We start from the raw sequence: 21,336 nt of genomic DNA, 5'->3' as shown, positions 1-21,336 counted from the left end.
TTTTCTCTAAGCTAACTGACCGTCTTCGGACGCTCCATGCGGGTAATGCCAGGCCAGCGGAACGTAGCCCATTCCGGATGATGCTTCTCCACGCGTGCCACGACAACGGTCATGTCGTCTTGGACTTCGCCGTGGTGGTAGCGGAAAATCCGCTCCAACAAGCAGTCTGCGAAGTCCTGCGGCTGTGTCGTATCGATCTCGTGGATCATCCGCTTCATCCACATCTCCTTATTAACCGCAGGGCCCGGCGCATCGTAGATGCCATCCGTCATCATAATAAGGATATCCCCGGACTGAAGCGGAATCGAAACGAGATCGACGTCAATATCTTGCAAGATGCCCACCGGCAAGTTGTTGGCTGAGATCGAGATCACCTCGCTGCCTCGTTTGATAAAGCTCGGCGTCGAACCGATTTTCATAAACGTCGTGTTCGCGCTGTACATGTCGATCAAAGCCATATCGACAGTTGCATACATCTCGTCGGAAGAGCGCAGATTCAGCACGGAATTGAGCGACTTGATCGCGAGCTTCTCGTCCATGCCCGACTGCAGCAGCTGCTGCAAAATGTTAAGCGCCGTCGAGCTCTCCGCCCGCGCGCGCTCGCCGTTGCCCATGCCGTCGCTAAGCGCAACGGCAAACTTGCCATTGCCCAGCTCGACCGTGGAGAAGCTGTCGCCCGACAGGAAGTCGCCTCCCTTAGCAGCTCCGGCGACGCCGGTCTCCACCTCGTATTCCTTGGCGGAGCCGAAAACGACCGTGCTGTAGCCCTCGCCGCGCTCGTGCATCTCCTCCCGCTTCACGGCGACGTTCTCGCCGAGAATTTCGCTGAGGAGCGGCGCAATGATTTTACGGCATTCATCAAATCCCTTCGTATACTGATGAATGATTTCGATCTCGACATTGCCTTCGTCCAAGGAAATAATGTCGATGGTATGAATAGACAAGCCCAGCTCCTCCAGTGCGCTGCGGATTTGTTCCTCCTGGAAGTACAGCTCCTGCCCTTCGCGTTTGATCTCCTTGGCCAGATCCTCCATGACCTGCGATACGCCTGAAAGTTGATCCGCTACCAACTGGCGGCTGTCCAGAATTTGTTTTTTCCAATGCATATCATTCTTATAGAGACCGTATTGATGTTTCATGACCTCCAGCACTTGATCCGTACGGGCACACACCTTTTTCCATTCTTGCGGAATCTCTTTCTTCGTCATATCCTCCTTCGATTCGATACTCGTCATCATATCCGTCATAAACGTATACGTCTGGTAAAACTTCTGATCCCAGCACTGGTTTTTCTTCCAGCACGTATCACAGGTTTTATGTGCCACGGCATTCATAAAATGCCCCACATCCTCCTCCCTGCGGCTTTCCATATTCTCCGTCGTTAATTGTTTGAAGCTGCGGGCCAACTGACGAAACACCTCAGAGAATTGTTCAACGCGCCCAGCCGTCACATCTCTTACACGCTTGGCGTAATCTTGTTGAGACTTCAGATTTTCCTGTGTGCCCGGCACATATTTAGCCAAGGTTTGAACCAGGCTTCGCGGCGTCAACAAGAAGAGCGTCACGGCTGCAAGCGATTCCCATGTAGAATTGATCACATCCACGCTGTTTCCCATGTAGAAGGAGAGAATCGAGGAGCCAAGCAGCATGCCAAATGCGACAGCGAGTCGGTTGCCTTCCTTCAAAAGCCCTGCCAGCATGCCTGAAAACGCCAACAAACTCATCTGATATACGGCATTGCTGTTCGCCAGACTCAAGATGAGTCCTGTAATCACCCCGACCGAAGCACCGAATGGGGCGCCGCCGACCAGAGCGAAGAGCAGAATCAAGTAACGGGACAGGACATGTTCCACGGTAACCGGGCCAACGAACCAACTCACTGTCCCAGTCATCACGGAAGCCAGCAGAATGATCAGACAGATGATTTCTTCATGTTTCAAATGATAATTTTTGCGGTTTAGCGTAAAGACAGGTACCGCTTGAATGAAAATCAACGTAAGCACGAGAGAAAGGAGTGATTCTACAGCAATCATCATCACCGAATACCAGCTAAGGTTAGAAACAACGAGCGCCGAGAACAATTGCACCAGGAACGTGGCGCTGAACACCTGAAGAGGAGCCAACGATACATCTGTCCGTTCAAACTTCTCACAAGCTTTTTGTATTAGCAAAAAGACGATCATCTCTGTCACAATGTAGCCTGTATGTGCATGCAACGATAACAAACTGCCCGCAAATACAGCAACGCCGACCCAATGCAGCAGATCTCTTCTTGTAAAATAAATAACGGCGAAAAACGCAAGCGCGAAGGGAGACAGCTGCTCGAGAATCATAGCTCGTCCAAGCAAAAAGCCCATCAAGATAAGCAGCAACGCCCATTTCTTGGCGACAAATGCTTGTACGAATCGATTTTCCACTGCTGCGCTATGCGCGCCCGTCTTCGCTTTTTGCCAAAATCCCGCCCATTGCCCGCCGATCGCCGTGACTACGCTTCTTCTTTGCATCTTCTCCAACACCTTCCATTCGTCCATATTGTTTCTCTAGTATAGAGACAATCTAGCAGAAAGTTTGTCAGAATCAGTTGGTAGATTCAAAGAAATTTCCGACAAGAAATAGTGGCCTTGTCATCAAGCCTGAACCCTTGCCTAGTCTTGTCTCGCAGAGATCGGAGGCTCCTGAAAAGTCTGATTGACCCGAACTTTCGCCCCTCGTATGAGGGAGATACCCGTAAATTGATGTCGATTGATACGGACTGTACCACCACGGTGGTTTGCAAATACAAAAAAACCACACACGCCTAAGCGAATGTGGTTCATACTTTATATTAATCTCTTCTTCCGCCTCGGCCACCGCGTTTGGACTCGGTGTTCTTCTTGAGAGACGAAATCCGCTCTTCACTGTCTTTTAAAAAACGGGACATTTTATCTTCGAACGAAAATGGTCTAGCTCCGCCTTGCTGCTTGTTAAAGCCGCCGCGTCCACCGCCACCGCCGCCACGGTTGAATCCACCGCCGCCTGGTCGGCCGCCGCCAGAACCACCGCTTGGAGGACCACTGCGTTCTCCGCCACCTGGTCGACCTTGGAAACCTGGACGATCTCCGCTTGGACGCCCTTGATAGCTGCCACCTTGTCGTTCAGGACGAGCTGGTCTTTCCTCAACTGGCTTATCAATCGTCTGCTTGATTGACAGTCCGATCTTGCCATCCTTGTCCACGTTAATCACTTTGACCGTTACTTTGTCATCCAGCTTTAAATGGTCATTAACGTCTTTCACATAATTGTCCGCGATCTCTGAGATGTGAACAAGACCGGTAACTCCTTCAGCAAGCTCGACGAATGCTCCAAAGTGAGTAATCCCCGTCACTCTTCCCTCTAACTTGGTGCCCACTTCAATTGCCATAAAGTAAAATGTTCCTCCCTTAAAATGTTGAAAACACTGGCTACGCCGATTATAACCGATGCAGAAAGCACGGTCAACAAGGCAATTGCCCGCTTCTACAACCTAACTATTATTGCGACTTCGAGACATTTAGCGGCGTCTCTCCGTTCTTCGTATAATGGAAATCCCTGCGAATGATTTGCCCCAAATATTCATCGTCATGAAGCCGTGACAATTCTTTCTTCGTTTGATCATTCAGTTTGCCTGCATCCGCAAGCTGCTGTTCCAAGTTGGCCACGACGGTACTCTTTTCATGCAGCTTGGCAAATTGACCCCAGATGTTAACCCCTGCCCAGCTCATAAAACACAATACAAAGATCATCAAAAAACGAAGTCTTCGCTTGGAACCTTTGCTACTGCTTTTAGAAGGATTGTTTGCTTGAGCTTGCATGAATAAGTATGCCCTCCTACTTTAAGAATAGCCTGCGATAGATCGCGACGATCTTCCCGGTCAACTTCTTGAACCAAGCAGGCATCACGAAATATTTATGCAAAGGCCGAGTCATCCAGAAGAGTAATCTCCACACAGGATACAGCAATTGTAGCACAATTTTATACAGGAATATAGCTACAGCTACCAAAAAACCTAAAATTATCACCGTTAGACGATATAAGCCAATAATCGGTTTAATGATGAAAAGTTCGACAACCCTGCGGAAGAAGCGGTATAACGCAATGACAATCGAGATCACCAGCAGCGTCAACCGGATCACCCAAATGCTGAGCAACGCAAAATAAAAACAGATGCCAATCCCAATTCCTAAAAAAACAAACACGCGAAGCTGCCCTTCATTGCTGTAAATTAGCAGTCGAAACACAAGGATTGTCGCCACAATCCAATACACCATATCGATGAGGGGAATCGTCCAACGAGGCAGTCTCATCTTGCCCGAAAGCACGCGAAATATATCGAACATCGAGCCTAGCGCGATTCCGCTCAGGATCATCATGAAAATCGTTTGAAATTGGACATTTAGAGTCACTTGAATAGCTTACCTAAGAATCCCTTGGATTTCTCCTGGGAGTTCCCGTCCACGTAAGATAGTTCATTAACCAATCCTTCAATGGCGACTAATCCTTGTTCCAAGCTCAAATTCTTGATGTGCAAATTCTGCCCTCTGATCATCAAGTAGCCCATTTCAGTCTCCAGGAGGAACTCTTCACTGTCAAAGCTCTCTACGTTCAAAACTCCGGAGATCTCCAAGAGCTTCCGATTCAACATTTTGATTTCCTGCCGCTTGTTACTGTTTTTTACGGGATCAACCATGGCCTGTACCCCTCCTTCATCTATCACTACGATATGGAGGGATGTCCACTTTTAGAACCGTAACAGTCCCCCAAAAGTGGCGATAAACAAAATAATATAAAAATAGCCCGAGAACCCTTTTTCAAGGGATCCCGAGCTATTGGATTAACCTGTGTGTTATTCCGGTTGAAAAGCCTCTTCCTTCAGCAAAGTGTACATTTGCGCAGCGTCTTCCTTACGGGTTGACTCGGCGAGTGCCTCTACGCGAACGGTCACTTTTTTCTGGCCAAATTGAATGGCGAGTTCGTCTCCAACCTTCACGGTTGTACTGGCTTTTGCATCTCTGCCGTTGATCCAGACGCGTCCTTGGTCGGATACATCTTTGGCTACGGTGCGGCGCTTGATCAGGCGAGATACTTTAAGAAACTTATCGAGGCGCATTATTTTACAGCGTCTTTAAGTTTGTTACCAGCTTTGAAAGCAGGAACCTTGGATTCTGCAATCACGATCGGGCTTCCTGTTTGCGGGTTGCGGCCTGTACGACCGGAACGTTTGCGAGTTTCGAATGTACCAAAACCGATCAATTGTACTTTATCTCCGGATGAAAGCGCATCAGTAACTTCACCAAGGAATCCGTTAAGTACAGCTTCTACGTCTTTCTTAGTAAGTCCGCTTTTCTCTGCGATGTTGTTGATCAAATCTGTTTTGTTCATGGGTTTTCTTTACCTCCTAAAAATGTTTGAAGATCGAGTTTTCTATACGACATAGGGATCTTTGAACGTAGTTCAAAGTCTCTCCGCTTGCCATATTACCATATTCAACCTGACACCCAACTAAGTATTCTTCTTTTTTCGGCAAAATCCTGCTGTCAGCGCTCAAGTTTTGTAACTTTTTTTGCTTCCTGCCAGTAATTTTCCATCTCTGATAAATCAGTTTGCTCAAAAGAAAGTCCTCTTAAACGTAGCTGATCCTCAATATAGGAAAATCTTTGCACGAATTTACGGTTCGTCTGCGCGATCGCTTCTTCCGGGTCTACTTTCAAGAATCGGGCCAAATTCACGATGGAAAAAAGCAAATCGCCGAGCTCTTCCTGCTTTTCCTGCGCACCTTGGCTCTCCATCGCTTGGCGCAGCTCGCCGAGTTCTTCATCTACCTTATTCAGTACCTCACGCGCCTCTGACCAATCAAAGCCGACTGTAGCTGCTTTTTTCTGCAGCTTCCACGCTTTCATTAATCCTGGCAAATCACGAGGAACACCATCGAGCACAGACTGCTTCGTGACGTCGATGCCTTTTTTGCGCTTTTCTTCGGCTTTCATCGCATTCCAGTTCACAAGCGCCTCGTCTGCATCCTCGGCCTTATTCTCGCCAAAGACGTGCGGATGGCGGCGGATGAGCTTCTCGTTCAGCGTTGCAATCACATCGTACACCGTAAACGTACCGATCTCTTCCTCCATCTGCGCATGCAGCATCACTTGCAGCAGCAAATCGCCGAGTTCCTCGCACATATGATCAGGATCGTCTTCGTCGATCGTTTCGAGCACCTCGTAAGCTTCTTCGATCAAGTTCTTTCGGAGACTCGCATGCGTCTGTTCGCGATCCCAAGGGCAGCCTTCCGGGCTGCGAAGGATGCTGACGATTTCGTGCAATCGGCCGAAGGAACGGTAGTGGACTTGGTCTTGTTCGCTTTTTGGCACCCAGACGAGAGACAAATTGCCGTAGCCTTTGATGTGATCCAGCTCGTAGAGCGGTACTTCCACCATCTCTTCAGCACCTGCCACACCTAGAGAATGACCGACAACGACTCGATAGTCGTCCGGATAAGCTTCCATAAGGCTAATTTTCAGATCAGAAGCGGTATATGTATCATAAACTTGCCCGATGACCGTATGCAGCTGAGGATTGAGTGTGTAGCGGCTCAGGCTTGTCGCATCAAGCAGTTGAAATCCGTCGATTGGGTCAAAGCCGAAACGCAGAAACGCCTGATCGAGGAAGCTTTCGCCGCCGAGAAGGTTTAAGGCGATGCCTGCTTCCGGGCAGCGCTGTTTCAGCAGTTGGACGGTGTATTCCGCCACCATCGGATGGCCGGGAACCGCATAAATGATTTCCGTAGTAGAATGCTGCTGCGCCTGCCGGATCAGTTCATCAGCAATGGACTCGTACACTTGTTCGAAGCTTTGATGCGCTTCATAATTGGCGTCGAAAGTTGTATAAGGAATTTGATTGTCATCAAGCATACGTACCATCGGATGATCGTTGGTGCGTAAGTAAAGCCTTGCCTGCGACATGGAGGCAAGCTGCATTTTCTTCCAAACGCCAAGCGTTAGCTGATCTTCGTCGCCGGTTCCTAGACCGACGATCGTGATTGTTGAGCTTTGAGCGGACATATGAGTAGCACCTCCTGGGTGATCGTATTGTGAAAATGCTCGGCGACCTTTGGTCGCACCTCTAGACTGACTATTCAACTGCGAAAAGTGCAGGTAGATCCTCGAAATTCGGTTAAAATTGACAATTTACCTGCAAAAAGCGCAGGTAGATCAAAAAGTTAAGGCAAAAAAAGTGAATTTGGCTCGATTCAGCTGTAAGAAATGCAGGTTTTATGCCAAATCGGGCAGATTAGTGCGATTTAACTGCATGAATTGCAGGTTGTTAAATGGAACCTGGTTCATAGCGAGTAGTGTACGCAAAACCAATATACAGCTAGAGGTTGCGGAGTTACCTTTCGTTATGACAAACAGCCAACACAGCTGCCTCGGCAGCTAGCGCTTGTCCGCCTCGGCGCCAGCGCGCGGCTCCACTGGCGGCTGCAGTTTCGCGAGGACCGGCGCGAGCTTCCGGTCCAGCTCCGGCATCAGCCGCAGCTCCTCGCGGCTGACGCCGCCGCTGCGCAGCAGCGCAAACGCGTAGACGGCTGCGCCGCCGGCTACGCTCAAGAGAGCGATTGCGCTATAGCCCAATCGCTCGGGCACGTGCCAAGCCGCCATGGCCGGCTTGGCCAAGAGCTGCAGCGCTGCGAGGCAGACGCCCATCCCCACCACGCCCAGCGTGGGGCTTACGGCGTACGGCCGCAGCGCGAAGCGCGCCCCGGTGCAGCGGGCGAGCTGCACCAGGTTCAGCCCCGCCGCAGCGGCGTAGGCGATCACCGCGCTGAGCGCGGCGCCGTCGATGCCCCAGCGGGGCATGAGCCAGACGTTGCCGAGTGCTTTCAGCACGATGGCAACGAGCAGGGCGTTCGCCGGCGTGCGGATCGCGCCGGCGCCTTGCAGCACGCTGGCCGTGACAGCGTTCAGCGTGCTGAATAAGGCCGTGAAGGCAAGCACGGCCATCGTCCAGCTGGCTTCGCTGCTTTTGTACAGCATCACATTGATCGGCACAGCTGCAAAGGCAAGCCCAGATGAAGCCCCCAGCCCAATAAACCAAGAGAGCCGCACCGCCATCTCTGAACGGGATTGAATGAGCCCGGCTTGCCCTTGTACCTTAGCCTCTGCAATCGCCGGGACAAGGACCGCCGACATCGAAGACGCAATCATGACCACCAATTGAACAAGCGGTAGCCCCCGGTTGTAGAGTCCGAATTGCCGCATTGCCTCGGCCTCGCTTCCTTGCGAGATTTCGAGCAGTCGAGGCATGGTGAACGTGTCGACCAGCGTCAATAGCGGCACAACAATGGCGCCTAGACAGACAGGTATCGCGTATGCGGTAATTCGTACCGCCCACTACCAATAGGTGATTGGCGCTACGCCTGAACCCTTACCTTCACTATAATCCTTATCTTTATCCACTCGAGCAGCGCCGGTCCCTGCATCACTTACTCCCCTTTGCCGCCGCTTCCTCTGATCCTTTCGCCAATACACGAGCATCACAGCTAAACCCGCGCCAGCCCCAGTGACCGATCCGAACGTCGCACCAGCGGCGATCTACGATTCATCATAGTCGAGCGCAACCAAATACAGCAGCAAAGCGACCATCGTGATGACGCGGATCAGTTGTTCAATGACTTGTGAAACAGCAGTCGGCACCATGTTCTGATAACCCTGGAAATAACCTCGCAGAACCGCCAGAACAGGCGATAATAGCAACGCAAAGGAAACACTTCGAATGGCTCGCTCCGTTCTGCCGATCCCGATCCACTTCGCAATTTCTCCGGCCCCGAAATAAAGAAATAAGAAAAGTACGATACCTGTACCCATCAATATCGTTATGGAGACATAGACAATCCGCCTAGCGCCCCTATCATCGCCAAGAACATCTCGTTCGGCGATAAACTTGGATACGGCTACAGGGAATCCCGCTGTTGCCGCGAACAAAATGAGTATATATAGCGGATAAACCGCATTATACAGACCAAACGCCGTATCGCCCGCCACATTTTGCAGTGGAATTTTTTGCAGAGTACCCAGCAATTTAGAGAGAACAGCCGCTACGCCTAATATGGCAGCTCCTTTGAGCAACTTCGAATTCGACTTGCCTGTTTTCGTCTGGGGTTCTCGATTGCGGGCTTCCCCCATCAACCCACGCCTCCCCCTTATCAGTAATGCTTCTAGGAGTATTATATCTGAATCCGCCGGCGCCCACAAAATAATCTCCAAAGCACTTACACCCACACACCTCCTCCAGACACAAAAAAGCTTCGCTTACAGAGGATCGCCATCTCGGTAAGGAAGCTTGTGCGTTCAATCTTCTTTTGTCACTGTTCCATCTGCTTCGCCAGAAATCCGGCAGCCGTCTCCACCATTTTCATTTCCATTTGACCCATCTTCACATTCTCATCTTTGCTCACCAGGATGACTGACCCGATAGGATCGCCCCCCGCGACGATCGGCGCTGCGACATACGAAGAAAAAGTTTCGCTCGCGTCTTTAATGATTTCGTACTGTCCCGCTCCGCTTTCTAAAACGGCTTTACGGTTTTCCATACAGGCTTCCACGACAGACCCGATCGACTTTTCAAAATAATCCTTTTTCGAACCGCCTGCCATCGCAATAATGGTATCACGATCGGAAATCATGGCTACATGGTTCGTACTCTCAAAGAGCGATTCCGCATACTCTTTGGCAAAATCCCCAAGTTCACCGATGGGTGAATATTTCTTGAGAATGACTTCTCCATCGCGATCCACAAATATTTCGAGCGGATCACCTTCGCGGATGCGAAGTGTGCGTCGTATTTCCTTAGGAATCACGACTCTCCCTAAATCATCTATCCGACGGACAATTCCAGTTGCTTTCATACCTCTAGATGCCTCACTTTCCTCTGAAGAATTAGATACGACTGGAGCACGAAATCTTGGTTTCGGGATTTGGAGGAAACTCGAATTCTATCCATAGTATTCTTCACTTCCCATTCTTCTATGCAGACGCTTCACCGAGGAACTTTTCTTAAATGCTGTTCATTTTATGTAGCTGCTGCTGACGTTATCTTGTCCAAAAATAACAAATAAAAACAGGATGTCCCTGTTGGGACATCCTGGTAAGTTCTTACTTTGCTGCCGGGCTTGCAGCTGGGCTAGCTGCTGGACTTGCAGCAGGACTTGCCGCCGGGCTGGCTCCTGGAGCTGGGCTTGGTGAAGGTTTCGGCAAGTTGTTCGTTTCAATGAGGTTCGGATATTCTTTTTCAGCAAATTCCGAAAGCGACTTTTCTGCCAATTGAGACTTGATTTGCGTTTTAAGCGTATCATCGAGCGGCTTGGTGCTTCTGGATTCCACTTTCATCACATGATAACCGAATGAGGATTCAACCGGATCGCTGATGGTGTTCAAAGGCAGCGTGCTAGTCGCCTGCTTGAACTCAGGCACCCATTGGTTGATGTCCGCATCTTTGTAAGTACCGCCATTATCTTTGGAACCCGGATCATCGGAATACTCTTTAGCTAACGCCGCGAAATCGCCGCCTTTATCCAGCTTAGCTTTAACTTCTTTAGCTCTAGCCAAAGCTTCATCCTTGGTGCGAAGATCTTTTTGTGTCGCTGCATCCTTTAAAGAAATGAGAATGTGGCTGACCGTCGCGATATCGAATGCATGCGCAGCAGCTTGTTCATTGTAAGAATCTTGAACTTGCTTATCCGTGATCTTGCTTTCCATGCTGCCCATCGTATAGAAGCTCATTTTCATCAAAGACTCGATGTCTTTCAGCTCGATGTTGTTATCTTTGAGCTGCTTGTCCATTCCGCCTTCTTGTTTGCCGAAGTAGTCGGTGATGGCTTTCATTTGATCCGTCACTTGTTTATCCGCATCGGCTTTCACTTTATCGTCTGCTTTTGCCGACAGCACTCGGAACGTAACCAATTGTTTCAACATGTCTTGTTGAAAAGAAGGATCCGTCATAAACTGCGCGAGTTGTGGCGAAAACATTTTGTTCACGTTGGTGAATGCGTCAAACTCGGCACGCGTAATTTTCCCGCCGTCTTTGTAAGTGGCGATGATATCCGTCGGCTTGCCGGTCGTTGCCGCGGTAGCGGAAGGCGAAGCGCTTGCTGCGCCTCCCTGATTCTTTTTACCGCACGCGCTTAATACGGAAAAGGCAAGAAGCAGCGCCACCATCGATAAAATCCATTTTTTTGAGTAAATCGGTCGTTTGTTAGTATGTTTTGGCGACATCTTGTAATTCTCCCTTCGTTTTCAGAACCTCCTTGTATTGCCCCAGGAATTTCTCCACCAATTCGATGGCATCTTCCGGTTTAAGCCCCTTGCAGCGGACAAGGATGTTGATTTGCGGCCCCGCTACAAGCTTGATACGGCCTTCAAAGCGGTTTGACAGAGAGAACAGCTTCTGCCCGTCAAGTTTGTCGTTCTGATCGGCATGCACCTTGATCTGGTAATCATCCCCTTTTTGGCTGATCGTTTCAATGCGGTACTCCGAACCGTATGCTTTCAAACGAGCCACTGCCAGTAGGTTGAATACAGCTTGCGGCAAATCCCCGAACCGATCGACGAGCTCATCATGCAGATCTGCAGCTTCCTCCAACGTGCGAATGGCAGCCACTTTTTTGTAAATTTCGATTTTTTGCATGCTGTCGTAGATGTAGTCAGATGGCAGGTACGCATCCAATTGAATATCGATGGCGGTGTTCCATTCCGGTTCCGGCACGGCAGCTTCGCCTTCCATCTCCTGCTTGAGCTTAGCGATTTCTTCCGCAAGCATTTGCGAATATAAATCAAACCCTACAGAAGCTATGAAGCCGTGTTGTTCGGCACCCAACAAATTGCCTGCGCCCCGAATGGACAAATCCCTCATGGCAATTTTAAAGCCTGAACCTAGTTCTGTAAACTCTTTAATCGCTTGCAGTCGTTTCTCCGCTACTTCGGTCAGCACTTTATCGCGCTGATAAGTAAAGTAAGCATAGGCTATCCGGTTGGAGCGCCCGACGCGTCCGCGAAGCTGATACAGTTGGGAAAGCCCCATTTTATCCGCGTCATGAACGATTAGCGTATTCACATTCGGGATATCGACGCCGGTCTCGATAATGCTTGTGCTGACGAGAACATCGTACTCGCCATCGAGGAAATCGAGAATGGTTTTCTCTAATTCTTGCTCGCCCATCTGCCCATGCGCTACGGTAACCCGGGCGTCCGGGATCATCATGGCTATTTGATCGGCCATCTGAGTAATGCCTTGAACCCGATTGTATAAGTAATACACCTGGCCTTCACGCGCCAGTTCCCGCTCAATGGCCTCTCGTACGAGAGATGGGCCATATTCCACGACATAGGTTTGTACAGGGAACCGATTCTCCGGCGGCGTCTCAATAACGGACAGGTCTCGTACCCCAAGCATAGACATGTGCAGCGTCCTTGGAATCGGCGTCGCAGTTAACGTCAATACGTCCACATTTGTTTTGAGCCGCTTTATCTTCTCTTTGTGGGACACGCCGAAACGCTGCTCCTCATCGACGATAAGCAAGCCCAGATCCTTGAACTGAACGTCTTGCGAAAGCAATCGATGCGTACCGATGACGACATCGACCGTACCTTTTTTGACGCCTTTCATTACTTCGGTCTGTTCCTTCTTCGAGCGGAAGCGGCTAAGCACTTGCACGTTGAATGGATAACCGGAGAAACGTTCACGGAATGTTTCGTAATGCTGCTGGGCCAAAATCGTTGTGGGCACCAGCACCGCTACTTGCTTGCCGTCGATAGCTGCCTTGAAGGCGGCCCGAACCGCCACTTCCGTTTTTCCATAGCCCACGTCGCCGCAAAGCAAGCGGTCCATCGGACGCGATTTCTCCATGTCCTGCTTAATTTCTTCAATCGCGCGAAGCTGATCACGCGTTTCGTCGTAAGGGAACATCGCTTCAAACTCATTTTGATAAGAACTGTCCTTACTAAATCCATAGCCTGTAGTAGCCTGACGTTCGGCATAGAGTTTGATCAGTTCGTCGGCAATGTCTTTGACCGATGCCCGAGCCTTGCTCTTCGCTCTTGCCCAATCGGCACCGCCGAGTTTATATACTTTAGGCTCCTTTTCTTCCGCACCCACGTACTTTTGGATCAGATCGATCTGGTCAATCGGTACCGACAGTTTATCGCCGCCCGCATACATGATGTGAAGGTAATCCTTGTGGATCCCGCCAACTTCCAGCGTACCGATCCCGACATATTTCCCGATGCCATGATTCACATGAACGACGTAATCGCCGACCTTAAGCTCTTGGTAGCTCTTGATGCGCTCTGCGTTCTCCAGCTTCTTCTCAACCTTACGGGCCTTACGCTGCTTCTGGGTGAAGATCTCTCCTTCGGTGATGACGACCAGATGAATCGAAGGCATCTCAAAGCCTGTCTGCAGATTACCGTCCACAATCTCAGGCTCTTCAATCTGATAGTCGTGCAGCACCCGCTTCACGCGATCGGACCGTTCTTCCCCATTGGCCAGCAAAATGACTTTGCTGCCGTTCTTCTTCCAGCGCTCCATCTCCGCTTTCAGGAGATTCATTTGTCCATGGAAATTTTGCATGACACGGCAGACGAAATTTACGATATTTTGCGGTTGAATCCCCGGCACTTGACGCAAGAACAGGGACAAATACAGCGTCGGAAACGGCCTGCGATGCAGCAAGGATTCATAGGATTTGGACAGCACAAAAGCCGGCAAGCTCTTTCCCTCTTGAAGTGCATGCATCATCCATTCCGCTTCGTCGCGCTCCAGCTGCTTCGCCGTCTCCAGCAAACGCGCCGGCTCGTCGATAATCAGCACCGCATCCTTGGGCATGAAGTCCATGAGGGTCTGTCTTTCCGTATATAAGAGCGAAATATATTTATAAATACCCGGAAACATCTGCCCTTCGCGGAGCAGTTCGATATCATGACCGATGCCTTCCAGCAGCTTATCCTTGGCCGCTCGGTCCGTCATCTTCTCCAATTGCCCTTGAAGAAGCTCATAAGCGTGCTGGGCGGCAGCTTGTAATCGCTTTCGATCTGCTTGAATTTCCCGGCATGGCGGAATCGTAATTCTCTGTAATTTATCAATTGACCTTTGGTCACTCACATCAAAGGTTCGAATAGAATCCACTTCTACGTCAAAAAATTCAATCCGGATCGCATTGGCGCTCGTCAGCGGAAATATATCCAAAATACCGCCCCGTACGCTCATCTCGCCTTTGGACTCGACCCGTTCCACGCGCTCGTACCCTAAATTCGTCAAACTGAGCAGCAGTTCGTCCAGCTGGACCGTGTCTCCCACTTGAACCGTAATCCGTGATTCCTCGAATACCTGCTTGACGGGCAACAGTCTGCGTACGCCGGCGTAGGGAGCAATCACTACTCCGCGATAGCCGCCTGCCAGCTTGGTCAGCACATCAATGCGCTGCGCTAGCATCTCGGGACTGGCCGCAGCCTCTTCAGTAGCCAGAAGCTCTTGGGATGGATACAACAGCACTTCATCTTCAGATAAACACTCTAGTAGATCCTCTGAGATTTTCTGGGCTGCGAACATATTGTGGGTCACAATGAATAGCGGTCGCGAGATCTCTCGCGCAAGAGTCGCAATCATCACTTGTCGAGAGGAGCCGGTCAGTCCGGCAACGAGCTGCTCTTTCATCTCGGATCGAATACCTGTGACGATCGTTTGAAAGTCGGTATCCGCAGAAAAAGCTTGAATTAAAGCTTGCAAACAAGTACACTCCTCTCACAAAAAGAAGCCTCGGCACACTTGCCTAGGCTATTAAAACTTAACCCCACAATTGCGGGGGCCCCAAAAACATATTAATCATCAACAAACGTTACTGCAGCGGACTCGCCAGCAGCGATAACTCCGGATTCGCCTCAAGCGCTTCACGGCAATAATCGCAAACAACTCTGACGGTAACATCCCCATTCGTATTATACGATATTATATCTCTACGCTCATCGGGGGTCAAGAAATGGAAGCCTAACTGCTGCTCCGTAATTTCATGCTGATTAATTTCCCCGACAAAGGTGTGGCAATGCCTGCAAATGTATTTGATCATATATGTATGCCTCCTTCAAATATCCGATTACATGCTAGTATGACCATTCGCCGGAGAAATTAGCCAACTCCGCCATTGTCATTTTCGGATACCTGAATTGCATACAAATCATCTGAACGCGACAGTGAAACCTTACTTGTTGAACTTCGCCATCGTCTTCTCGAACGATTCGCTAAGGCTGAATTCCATGGCTTCACATGTGAGGTCGAGCACCTGATCCATCGATTTCATTTCTTCTTTGGAGAAATTAGACAGCACATAATCGGCGATATTGTAGCCGGGCGCAGGTCGGTTTATCCCCATTCGAATCCGGTTAAAACTTTGTGTCCCCGCATGCTGAATAATCGACTTGATCCCGTTATGACCGCCGGAACTGCCTTGATAGCGCAGACGGATCTGTCCGAACGGCGTATCCATATCGTCATAAATAATCGTGATATCCGCCAAGTCAGCTTTATAAAAATCAAGGAAAGCCCGCATCGCTTCACCGGACAGATTCATATAAGTCATTGGCTTTAGCAGGTACACTTTCGTACCGTTAACAACACCTTCTCCCAAAAGACCTTTTCCTTTATTTTGAAAAGAACGAATTCCCCATTTCGCGGCAAAATGATCAATGGCCATGAAGCCGATATTATGGCGATTCTGCTCATATTGCTTGCCAGGATTTCCTAAACCTATGAAACATTTCATCTTTTTTATTCACCCTCCTGATGATGCAACCGCAACTTTATCAAATTTTAATAATATTAATTATAGATCAATTATTTTAAGAAAAAATTCCCAATTTGTATATGTCTACCTATTGGGTTAACAAAAGTTACCACCAAAATTCATAGTTGCAGGTGAGCCAGCGCTTATGTATCTACACGGTCAACAACTTTCCACCGATATTCAATTTCAAGATCATATAGATGCCGGTATTCCCGTCCAAGTATACTATCAAAACCTGCACAAGGATATAGGCTTTGTAGAAGTTTACACTTCTCATTTTGTTAAAGTCAACAACTCCTTCTATAACCGCAGCATGCATGTTTTCATCTCAAGACCAGGCTATTAAACAACGGCTCCTAAAGTGAAAACAGAGGATACCCTCCAATTCGGAGCAAGGGCACCCTCTGCTTTATCACGTCTTTACACCGTCTGTTCTTCCTTTGCAGCCTCATTTGCTGCCTCAGCTTGCCCAGCTTTCTCTTCCTGCGCCGGCTCTTCCTCTTGCACTTCTTTCTGAGGGGCAAGTATCGTTAGAATGAGATCGTTCATATCGGACTTGACCTCAATTCCTGCCGGAACTGAAATCTGATGGACCAGCATATTTTCACCCAGCCCCAAATGTGAGATATCTACACGGATGGAACCCGGTATCTGGTTCGGCAAACACCGAATCTCCAGCTCATGAAGTTGTATTTGCAAAATGCCGCCCTCTTTGACACCTTCCGCTTCGCCCGTGAATTCGAGCGTTACGACGGTTTTCACAGGCTCGTCCATATTAATCTGGTGAAAATCTACATGAAGCAGTTCCCGATGGACCTTACCGCGTTGTAATTCGTTAATCATCACGGGCTGCTTACCTCCGCCTTCCGGCATATCCATCTCGATAATGGCATGCGGATTCGATCGCAGCAGCGCCATCAGCTCTTTTTGATCGATCGAAATGACTGTCGATTGAATTTTTTTGCCATAAACTACGCCCGGTATCTTACCTTGGGAACGAAGCTGCTTGATGTCTGACTTGGTCGTTTCCTTGCGAGCTTCTGCCTTTAACGTCAATGCCATACGAAAAAAACCTCCTAAGAGTTGGTTAAACGCTAGTTCATAGCGTACCCAACCTCAGGAGGTTCCATCCAACGCTTTAGCGCGGTTTTTCCGCGTTAAAGTCTTCCCAGTAACCCGCCCCACAGAAAAGCCGCATTAGCCCTTGTTGTTCTTCTTCGCCTTCATGCGCGCTTTAATCTTATCTGCATAGCCTGGTTTGTTCGTCTGTCTTTCTCTCGCAATCGCCAGATCCCCGTCATTTACCGCATGTGTAATCGTTGAGCCCGCTACCACGTAAGCGCCCTTGCCGATTCGCACAGGAGCAATCAGGTTCACGTTGCTGCCGACAAAAGCGTCATCCTCGATCTCAGTCAAACTTTTGTTAAATCCGTCGTAGTTAACCGTAATCGCGCCACAGCCGATGTTAACGTTTGTACCGACAACAGCATCGCCTACATAGCTCAGATGGGATACTTTTGTACCCTCGCCGAGGGTCGCATTTTTAATTTCAACGAAATCGCCGACTTTAACGTGCTTGCCGATCTTCGCTCCTGGTCTCAAATAAGCAAAAGGCCCCACACTCGCATCGCTATCCACATATGCATCCTGCAGAACAGATTGCTTAATGGTCACTTCATCCATAATCGTTGAATCGATAATTTCCGTTTGCGGTCCAATCGTACAGTTATCTCCAATCACGGTCCTGCCACGCAAAATCGTTCCCGGCAATAGTACGGTATCCATTCCAATCGTAACGTCGGATTCAATATACGTATTGGCGGGATCGATGATCGTAACACCGTTCAACATATGCTGACGGTTAATACGTTCCTTGAACAAACGCTCGGCCTCCGCCAGTCCGACCCTGTCGTTCACACCGATTGACTCCGCAACATCCGCCATGCAATAACCCTGTACAACCTCTCCCCGCCCAGCCAAAATACCAATGACGTCCGTCAGGTAATACTCGTTTTGAACATTATTGTTCGTAACAGAAGCAAGCGCTTCGAAAAGTTTATGATTATCAAAGATATAAGTGCCTGTATTCATCTCTTGAACAGCCGCTTCTTCCGGCGTGCAGTCCTTTTGCTCCACGATGCGTGTGACACGATCGTCTTCCCCGCGAATGATGCGGCCGTATCCGAACGGATTATCCAGCTTTGCTGTAAGAATCGTAGCAGATGCGCCCGACTCCTGATGCAGCCCGATCATATTCTTAAGGGTCTCTTCCGAGATTAGTGGTGTATCGCCACAGATCACGATCGTCATCCCTTCTTCAGAGCCAAGAGCATCCTTCGCCTGAAGAACCGCATGTCCCGTTCCCAGTTGCTGCTCTTGAAGCGCGTATTCCACGCGATCCCCCAAATAAGCTTGAACCGCTTCCGCACCATATCCTACAATTACCAAAGTTCTAGACGTTTCTATATGCTGGAGCGTATCCACAACGTGACCCACCATCGGCTTGCCAACTACCGGATGAAGCACCTTGTACAGCTTCGATTTCATTCGTTTTCCTTGTCCTGCTGCCAGTACAATAGCCATGAGTTTCAACTTACAATCAACTCCTTGTAATCAAATTACTTCACCCAATATAGCTCAATTCCCGCAAAAAGAAAAGAGAGCCTCGCGGGCTCTCTAGGTAAACAGATTTAAGCGCCTTCCTCTATAACTTCTTCTTCAGCTGCTGCACGATCGTATTCAGCTAATACCGCAGCTTGAATCTTTTCGCGAGTTGTTGAAGAAATAGGATGAGCGATGTCACGGAACTCACCGTCTGGAGTTCGTTTGCTAGGCATAGCCACGAACATGCCGTTGTTGCCGTCTATGACACGAATGTCATGAACAACAAACTCGTTGTCAATGGTAATGGAAGCAATCGCCTTCATTCTCCCCTCGGAGTTGACCCGGCGGAGTCTTACATCTGTAATTTGCACTTGTGTTCACCACCTTTTTCCATCGCTAAGACTTGGGTGTATAATTCCACATTTTGGGGCAAATTCCTTCTTCTTTTTTTGAAATTTTCTATAAATTTATATGTTCTTAATGTTTCTGTTAAAATTCGACAGGAATCTCAGCAATTAACTCAATTTCGACAAAAACATCGCGGGGCAAACGCGCCACTTCGACAGTCGATCGAGCCGGTTTATGATCGCCAAAATACGAAGCGTAGATGTCATTCAGCTCTGCGAACTGATTCATATCTTTTAGAAAAACCGTTGCTTTGACCACATGAGCAAAATCGGTTCCCGCTTCTTCCAGAACACCCTTCAAATTAGCAAATACTTGATGTGCCTGTTCCTTGATTCCACCTTGAACAATTTGTCCGTCTAGACCAAGAGGAATCTGTCCGGAAGTGTAGAGCATGTTGCCTAACTTCACCGCTTGTGAGTAAGGCCCAATAGCCGCAGGGGCTGCTTTCGTTGAAATGAACTCCATCGTTTACGAATCTCCTTTTTTACCGTCAAAATAGTTGCCCGGCTCTGCAGTGATTTGCTTTGTTTTGGAATCAACACCGTACAAGCGGGCCAGCGATACATAATCGTCAACTAAATGCTCTTCCACTTCGCAGGACTCCATAAACACGCCTACCCCTTGGACGGAAGCCTTGAATTCAGCCAATAAATCCATCATGCCGTGAATCGTCCCGCCTACATGCATGAAATCGTCGATGATTAACACTTTCGATTCTTCTTTCAGCGCACGTCTGGCAAGCGACATCGTTTGAATGCGCTTGTTGGAGCCGGACACATAGTTAATGCTTACCGCCGACCCTTCGGTCACCTTCGTGTCCCGACGTACTACAACGACCGGAAGGTTCATATAAGTCGCCGTTGCATAGGCAAGAGGAATGCCTTTCGTTTCAACAGTCATAATGACATCGATGTCCCGTCCTGCAAAAGCGGATGCAAACGTTTTACCGATTTCATTCAAATTATGGGGCTGCCCCATAATATCAGACATATACAAATAGCCGCCTGGAAGAATTCTTTCTGGCTGCTGCAGCTGTGCACATAAATCTTGAATGAACTTCAACGACGCTTCCTTCGGCATCTTTGGCGTAAATTTCACGCCTCCTGCTGCTCCTGCCAGCGTATGCAGCTCACCCAAACCTTCTTCTTCAAATACTTCCTTGATGATGGCCAAATCTTCACTGATCGAGGATTTAGCTGAGTTGTAACGCTCGGCAAAAGTCGTTAAAGGAATTAACGAATGGGGGCGAAATAACAAGTACTGCGTCATTTCCACCAGCCTAGCGCTCCTTTTCAACTTTTTCATCGCCCTACCCCCCTAAATCCGAATAATATAATGAAAATATACCATTTTTATACGTATTTATTCAAGTTCCCCATGAAAATTATATTGACATAAACTTGACACCGAATTGACACGAAGTCCGGTAATGAAAACGCCTTCCATCCTCCGGCAAAAAAGAGCCCTCTAAGGGCCCTCCTAACCATTCATTACGTTAACATCCGCACCGCATATACATCCTTGCAAAATCCCCGCAGCCCATTGTATATACGGGGCACTTTCGCTTCCTTGGAGACAAGACCGAACACCGTCGGCCCGCTGCCTGACATCAGCACACCGTCGGCCCCCAGCTTCTGCATGCACTCTTTCAGATGCCGCACCTCCGGGTATAACTCTAAAGTCACTTCCTCAAGTACATTTCCCAGCTCGTCACAGAGCCGGTCGAACTGTTTCTCTTGGATTGCCTCCAGCACGCTGGCCGTCGATGGATGCTTCTTGATTCCCCGGGCATTCAATTTCCCATAAATCTCCGATGTAGATACATTGATGGGGGGCTTGGCCAATACGACCCAGCATTGAGGAGGTGAAGCAATCGGCTCCAATTTCTCTCCACGCCCTCTGGCTACTGCCGTCCCGCCCGTCACACAGAAGGGCACATCCGAGCCAAGCTCGGCTCCGAGCTTCTGAAGCTCCTCCACCGGGATGTTCAGCTGCCAAAGCCGGTTAAGCCCTCTCAAGGTCGCTGCCGCGTCACTGCTGCCGCCTGCCAGACCTGCGGCGACCGGGATCTTTTTATCCAGATGGATGTACACGCCCTGTTTGACGTCATATCGATCTTTAATGAGTCTAGCTGCTTGAAACGCCAAATTCTTCTCATCGAGCGGAATATAGCCCGCCTGACTGGAAATGATGATCGTATCTCTGGGCAGCTCTTGCATTTCGATGCGATCCGCCAGATCCACCATCGTCATGACCATCTCAACTTCATGGTAACCATCTTCTCTTTTATGTAAAACATCAAGGGATAAGTTAATTTTGGCCGGTGCTTTTTCAAAAATCTTCATCGGATCACCTTCTTTTGCTCGTTTGCCGTTAAAATATTATAACAAAAGCGCAAAAGAAAAGCTAAAGCATTCGCTTTAGCTCAGCCTGTTGAGAAACCTCAGCAGGCTTTTCTTCATTCCAATTCTTTATCCATTCACCG

Annotated in this window: 21 protein-coding genes; all 21 read right to left on the bottom strand. The window is 49.0% G+C overall.

Features of this window, described 5'->3' with window-relative positions; genetic code table 11:
- Nucleotides 1–11: 11 nt before the first annotated feature.
- Nucleotides 12–2,504 carry a stage II sporulation protein E gene (gene spoIIE / locus ACFQZT_RS33120; RefSeq protein ID WP_379307386.1) on the bottom strand — a complete coding sequence of 831 codons (2,493 nt, stop codon included), beginning with the start codon at nucleotides 2,502–2,504 and terminating at the stop codon, nucleotides 12–14.
- A 320-nt stretch (nucleotides 2,505–2,824) separates the two neighbouring features.
- Complete coding sequence (locus tag ACFQZT_RS33115) at nucleotides 2,825–3,400, bottom strand: S1 domain-containing RNA-binding protein (protein WP_379307384.1); 576 nt, start codon at nucleotides 3,398–3,400, stop codon at nucleotides 2,825–2,827.
- 109 nt (nucleotides 3,401–3,509) lie between these two features.
- Nucleotides 3,510–3,830: an FtsB family cell division protein gene (locus ACFQZT_RS33110; protein ID WP_379307382.1), complete on the bottom strand. Its 321-nt coding sequence runs from the start codon at nucleotides 3,828–3,830 to the stop codon at nucleotides 3,510–3,512.
- A gap of 16 nt (nucleotides 3,831–3,846) precedes the next feature.
- Nucleotides 3,847–4,422: a spore cortex biosynthesis protein YabQ gene (yabQ, locus tag ACFQZT_RS33105; RefSeq protein ID WP_379307380.1), complete on the bottom strand. Its 576-nt coding sequence runs from the start codon at nucleotides 4,420–4,422 to the stop codon at nucleotides 3,847–3,849.
- Nucleotides 4,419–4,706 carry a sporulation protein YabP gene (gene yabP / locus ACFQZT_RS33100; protein WP_379307378.1) on the bottom strand — a complete coding sequence of 96 codons (288 nt, stop codon included), beginning with the start codon at nucleotides 4,704–4,706 and terminating at the stop codon, nucleotides 4,419–4,421. Before yabP ends, yabQ begins: the two co-directional genes overlap by 4 nt.
- Before the next feature lie 156 nt (nucleotides 4,707–4,862).
- Nucleotides 4,863–5,126, bottom strand: a complete 264-nt coding sequence (locus ACFQZT_RS33095) for an RNA-binding S4 domain-containing protein (protein ID WP_188178322.1) — start codon at nucleotides 5,124–5,126, stop codon at nucleotides 4,863–4,865.
- Complete coding sequence (locus ACFQZT_RS33090; RefSeq protein ID WP_163953595.1) at nucleotides 5,126–5,398, bottom strand: HU family DNA-binding protein; 273 nt, start codon at nucleotides 5,396–5,398, stop codon at nucleotides 5,126–5,128. Before ACFQZT_RS33090 ends, ACFQZT_RS33095 begins: the two co-directional genes overlap by 1 nt.
- Nucleotides 5,399–5,553: 155 nt before the next feature.
- The gene (gene yabN, locus ACFQZT_RS33085) at nucleotides 5,554–7,071 is read right to left on the bottom strand and encodes a bifunctional methyltransferase/pyrophosphohydrolase YabN (RefSeq protein ID WP_379307375.1); all 1,518 of its coding nucleotides are present in this window, start codon (nucleotides 7,069–7,071) and stop codon (nucleotides 5,554–5,556) included.
- A 372-nt stretch (nucleotides 7,072–7,443) separates the two neighbouring features.
- Entirely contained in the window at nucleotides 7,444–8,346 is a 903-nt protein-coding gene (locus ACFQZT_RS33080) for a lipid II flippase MurJ (protein WP_379307373.1), read from the bottom strand.
- 255 nt (nucleotides 8,347–8,601) lie between these two features.
- On the bottom strand, nucleotides 8,602–9,192 hold the full coding sequence (locus ACFQZT_RS33075; RefSeq protein WP_379307371.1) for an oligosaccharide flippase family protein: 591 nt from the start codon (nucleotides 9,190–9,192) through the stop codon (nucleotides 8,602–8,604).
- 179 nt (nucleotides 9,193–9,371) lie between these two features.
- Entirely contained in the window at nucleotides 9,372–9,914 is a 543-nt protein-coding gene (gene spoVT / locus ACFQZT_RS33070) for a stage V sporulation protein T (RefSeq protein ID WP_379307369.1), read from the bottom strand.
- Between the two features lie 247 nt (nucleotides 9,915–10,161).
- Nucleotides 10,162–11,280: a peptidylprolyl isomerase gene (locus ACFQZT_RS33065; protein WP_379307367.1), complete on the bottom strand. Its 1,119-nt coding sequence runs from the start codon at nucleotides 11,278–11,280 to the stop codon at nucleotides 10,162–10,164.
- The gene (gene mfd, locus ACFQZT_RS33060) at nucleotides 11,261–14,788 is read right to left on the bottom strand and encodes a transcription-repair coupling factor (protein ID WP_379307365.1); all 3,528 of its coding nucleotides are present in this window, start codon (nucleotides 14,786–14,788) and stop codon (nucleotides 11,261–11,263) included. Before mfd ends, ACFQZT_RS33065 begins: the two co-directional genes overlap by 20 nt.
- A gap of 109 nt (nucleotides 14,789–14,897) precedes the next feature.
- The gene (fin, locus tag ACFQZT_RS33055; protein ID WP_189017083.1) at nucleotides 14,898–15,125 is read right to left on the bottom strand and encodes an anti-sigma-F factor Fin; all 228 of its coding nucleotides are present in this window, start codon (nucleotides 15,123–15,125) and stop codon (nucleotides 14,898–14,900) included.
- A gap of 132 nt (nucleotides 15,126–15,257) precedes the next feature.
- The gene (pth, locus tag ACFQZT_RS33050; RefSeq protein ID WP_379307363.1) at nucleotides 15,258–15,818 is read right to left on the bottom strand and encodes an aminoacyl-tRNA hydrolase; all 561 of its coding nucleotides are present in this window, start codon (nucleotides 15,816–15,818) and stop codon (nucleotides 15,258–15,260) included.
- A gap of 441 nt (nucleotides 15,819–16,259) precedes the next feature.
- The gene (locus ACFQZT_RS33045; RefSeq protein WP_379307361.1) at nucleotides 16,260–16,901 is read right to left on the bottom strand and encodes a 50S ribosomal protein L25; all 642 of its coding nucleotides are present in this window, start codon (nucleotides 16,899–16,901) and stop codon (nucleotides 16,260–16,262) included.
- A gap of 135 nt (nucleotides 16,902–17,036) precedes the next feature.
- Nucleotides 17,037–18,431, bottom strand: coding sequence for a bifunctional UDP-N-acetylglucosamine diphosphorylase/glucosamine-1-phosphate N-acetyltransferase GlmU (gene glmU, locus ACFQZT_RS33040; RefSeq protein WP_379307359.1), 1,395 nt, complete (start codon nucleotides 18,429–18,431; stop codon nucleotides 17,037–17,039).
- Between the two features lie 98 nt (nucleotides 18,432–18,529).
- Entirely contained in the window at nucleotides 18,530–18,814 is a 285-nt protein-coding gene (gene spoVG, locus ACFQZT_RS33035; protein ID WP_036655543.1) for a septation regulator SpoVG, read from the bottom strand.
- A gap of 118 nt (nucleotides 18,815–18,932) precedes the next feature.
- Nucleotides 18,933–19,316, bottom strand: coding sequence for a RidA family protein (locus tag ACFQZT_RS33030; protein WP_379307357.1), 384 nt, complete (start codon nucleotides 19,314–19,316; stop codon nucleotides 18,933–18,935).
- 3 nt (nucleotides 19,317–19,319) lie between these two features.
- A complete protein-coding gene (gene purR / locus ACFQZT_RS33025) occupies nucleotides 19,320–20,156 on the bottom strand; it encodes a pur operon repressor (RefSeq protein WP_379307355.1) in 837 nt (278 codons plus the stop codon).
- A gap of 185 nt (nucleotides 20,157–20,341) precedes the next feature.
- A complete protein-coding gene (gene ispE, locus ACFQZT_RS33020; protein WP_379307353.1) occupies nucleotides 20,342–21,196 on the bottom strand; it encodes a 4-(cytidine 5'-diphospho)-2-C-methyl-D-erythritol kinase in 855 nt (284 codons plus the stop codon).
- Nucleotides 21,197–21,336 lie beyond the last annotated feature (140 nt).

Origin of the sequence: Paenibacillus sp. GCM10027628 (genome assembly GCF_042676385.1) — a bacterium.
Taxonomy (GTDB): Bacteria; Bacillota; Bacilli; order Paenibacillales; family NBRC-103111; genus Paenibacillus_E.
Note: the sequence above shows the minus strand (reverse complement) of the source record. Positions and strands in the feature narration are given on the sequence as shown.

What these genes read in the sequence shown, in the direction of transcription:
- ACFQZT_RS33030 (WP_379307357.1), bottom strand. Translation starts at nt 19,316, where the DNA reads ATGGAGTTCATTTCAACGAAAGCAGCCCCTGCGGCTATTGGGCCTTAC.
- ACFQZT_RS33095 (WP_188178322.1), bottom strand. Translation starts at nt 5,126, where the DNA reads ATGCGCCTCGATAAGTTTCTTAAAGTATCTCGCCTGATCAAGCGCCGC.
- ACFQZT_RS33110 (WP_379307382.1), bottom strand. Translation starts at nt 3,830, where the DNA reads ATGCAAGCTCAAGCAAACAATCCTTCTAAAAGCAGTAGCAAAGGTTCC.
- fin (WP_189017083.1), bottom strand. Translation starts at nt 15,125, where the DNA reads ATGATCAAATACATTTGCAGGCATTGCCACACCTTTGTCGGGGAAATT.
- ACFQZT_RS33090 (WP_163953595.1), bottom strand. Translation starts at nt 5,398, where the DNA reads ATGAACAAAACAGATTTGATCAACAACATCGCAGAGAAAAGCGGACTT.
- ACFQZT_RS33115 (WP_379307384.1), bottom strand. Translation starts at nt 3,400, where the DNA reads ATGGCAATTGAAGTGGGCACCAAGTTAGAGGGAAGAGTGACGGGGATT.
- ACFQZT_RS33065 (WP_379307367.1), bottom strand. Translation starts at nt 11,280, where the DNA reads ATGTCGCCAAAACATACTAACAAACGACCGATTTACTCAAAAAAATGG.
- ispE (WP_379307353.1), bottom strand. Translation starts at nt 21,196, where the DNA reads ATGAAGATTTTTGAAAAAGCACCGGCCAAAATTAACTTATCCCTTGAT.
- spoVT (WP_379307369.1), bottom strand. Translation starts at nt 9,914, where the DNA reads ATGAAAGCAACTGGAATTGTCCGTCGGATAGATGATTTAGGGAGAGTC.
- purR (WP_379307355.1), bottom strand. Translation starts at nt 20,156, where the DNA reads ATGAAAAAGTTGAAAAGGAGCGCTAGGCTGGTGGAAATGACGCAGTAC.
- ACFQZT_RS33075 (WP_379307371.1), bottom strand. Translation starts at nt 9,192, where the DNA reads ATGGGGGAAGCCCGCAATCGAGAACCCCAGACGAAAACAGGCAAGTCG.
- pth (WP_379307363.1), bottom strand. Translation starts at nt 15,818, where the DNA reads ATGAAATGTTTCATAGGTTTAGGAAATCCTGGCAAGCAATATGAGCAG.
- yabN (WP_379307375.1), bottom strand. Translation starts at nt 7,071, where the DNA reads ATGTCCGCTCAAAGCTCAACAATCACGATCGTCGGTCTAGGAACCGGC.
- spoIIE (WP_379307386.1), bottom strand. Translation starts at nt 2,504, where the DNA reads ATGCAAAGAAGAAGCGTAGTCACGGCGATCGGCGGGCAATGGGCGGGA.
- yabP (WP_379307378.1), bottom strand. Translation starts at nt 4,706, where the DNA reads ATGGTTGATCCCGTAAAAAACAGTAACAAGCGGCAGGAAATCAAAATG.
- ACFQZT_RS33045 (WP_379307361.1), bottom strand. Translation starts at nt 16,901, where the DNA reads ATGGCATTGACGTTAAAGGCAGAAGCTCGCAAGGAAACGACCAAGTCA.